This is a genomic window from Mycobacterium sp., assembly GCF_049673265.1.
Lineage (GTDB): Bacteria > Actinomycetota > Actinomycetes > Mycobacteriales > Mycobacteriaceae > Mycobacterium.
This window is the reverse complement of the sequence record NZ_JBATXN010000498.1, coordinates 1-2,010: the sequence shown is the minus strand read 5'-3', so window position 1 is coordinate 2,010 and position 2,010 is coordinate 1. Positions and strand designations below refer to the sequence as shown.

At 65.2% G+C, this 2,010-nt stretch carries 2 protein-coding genes and 1 tRNA gene; 1 reads left to right on the top strand and 2 read right to left on the bottom strand.

Going from position 1 to position 2,010, the window contains the following annotated elements; genetic code table 11:
* Positions 1-1,179 (bottom strand): DUF7159 family protein (locus WBF82_RS17210; protein ID WP_424384174.1); only part of this gene is annotated, 1,179 nt, incomplete at its 3' end.
* Between the two features lie 113 nt (positions 1,180-1,292).
* Positions 1,293-1,865, bottom strand: a complete 573-nt coding sequence (gene dcd, locus WBF82_RS17205; protein ID WP_424384173.1) for a dCTP deaminase — start codon at positions 1,863-1,865, stop codon at positions 1,293-1,295.
* Positions 1,866-1,936: 71 nt separating this feature from the next.
* Here dcd and WBF82_RS17200 point away from each other — a divergent pair.
* Positions 1,937-2,010, top strand: a tRNA-Gly gene (locus WBF82_RS17200).

Genomic DNA, 2,010 nt, shown 5'->3' with positions numbered 1-2,010 from the left:
GACCGGCGCCGCGGGCGGCGGAGCAGGGAGCGGGGCGACTGCCGGGAGCGGCCCCACCGCTGGCGGCGCCACCGCCGGTGGCTGCAAGTGATTGGCCTGCGGCGCCGGGGCACTTATCGCGGATGGGGCGGGCATTGGGGCCTGCACAACCGGGAGGATGAGGTTTTGCAGCGGTCTGGGCAGCAACGCGACGCTGGGCCGAATACCCAGTGCCAGTGAAACTTCCAGCGCCAAGGCCGCAGCCACCACGACCACCGCCGATATCGAGCCGATGAGCAGAAGCCGCCGGCGCTCCCGATGCTCGTCGCTTACCAGATCCAGCACCGTCGTGTCGGCTTCGATGTCCTCATCCGGGTCGAAGCTGTAGGCGAGGTCCTCCTCACCCAGTTCGGTACCCGGCGGAACATCCGGCACCCCAAGATATCCCGGGGACACCGCGTAAGGATCGATCGTTCCGGTGCCGGGATCTTGCGCGTACGCCAGGGCAGCGGTCGAGGACGCAAACAGCGGCGTGTTCGCCGACGCCAGCGCGGCGCCCCACGCCAACGCGGTCTCTGGTTCCTCCGGTGCGCTCACTGGAAGCGGCGTCACCGCCTCCAACTGGGGTTTGATCGTGGCGACGTCTACGCCGGAGCCGACGACGAACACGTGCTCTGGGCGGGTTTCCAGCGCGTCAAGGCCGGCGAGCATCCCGGCAAGTTCTGCGACAGTGTCCGCGCTGGAAATCAGTTCTTTGTGGACGTCGGCGATTGAGCCGTCGGCGGTGTCGACGACGGCCAAAGTCGCGGTCTCGGGTTCGACGAACAACAACGCCGTGCGCGCATTGCCGGTCGCGCTGCCCACCATCTGCGCCAGCGCGGCCGCAGCCATGAAGGCCGAGACCAGCATCACGTTTTCGACCTTGCGGGCGGCCAGAACCTCCCGCAGGGCGGCAGCATCCACGGGGTCGGTCCAGGTCACACCGGTCGATGTCAGCGCATGGCCGGCTTGAGTAGCACCCTCCCGAGTGCCCAAGATTGCCGAAACCACCTGATCGGCGGCGCTCACGGTTGCTGCGGCTTCGTCGCCGACGACGACGAAATTGTCTTCTTCGACCGTGACGCCGTCGGCGTTTACACCTTCCACGACCACCGCGTGGACGACTGTGGGGGCCATCGACACCCCGAGAACGATGTCCACCGCGCTCCTCCAGATCTTTCGCTGGCGCGTCACTGTTCTGGACGGAGGTGAACACCGCGCTGGCGTTATGAATGGATGATCGCCGTCGAGGCTGTGCTGCGTTACAGCCGAAGCTAAGTGGACCTTATGAAATTTTGGTACGAGCGCGACGGTGTCGGTCCGCGTTGGCCCTGATACTTCGACCCTGCCCGCGCGCTGCCGTAAGGATGCTCGGCCGGGCTGGTCAACCGCAGGATGCACAGCTGACCGATCTTCATCCCCGGCCAGAGCGTGATGGGCAAGTTGGCGACGTTGGAGAGCTCCAGTGTGATGTGACCGCTGAAGCCGGGATCGATGAAGCCGGCGGTCGAGTGGGTGAGCAACCCCAGGCGCCCCAGCGACGATTTGCCCTCCAGCCGGCCCGCCAAATCTTCGGGCAGCGTGCACAGTTCCAGCGTCGAGCCGAGCACGAACTCGCCGGGGTGCAGCACGAACGGTTCGCCGTTGACCGGCTCCACCAGACTGGTCAACTCGTCTTGTTGCTTGGCGGGATCGATGTGGGTGTAGCGGGTGTTGTTGAACACCCGGAACAAACTGTCGAGGCGGACGTCCACACTGGACGGCTGAACCAAGGCGTCGTCGAACGGGTCAATGCCCAACCGGCCGGCGGCGATTTCGGCCCTGAGGTCACGATCGGAGAGCAGCACGCGACGAGCGTATCCGCTCGCGATGTTGGTGAACGATGCAACGACGAGTGCTAGCCTTCCCAAGCAACCGCGCCGATGTAGTTCAATGGCAGAACATCAGCTTCCCAAGCTGAATACGCGGGTTCGATTCCCGTCATCGGCTCCA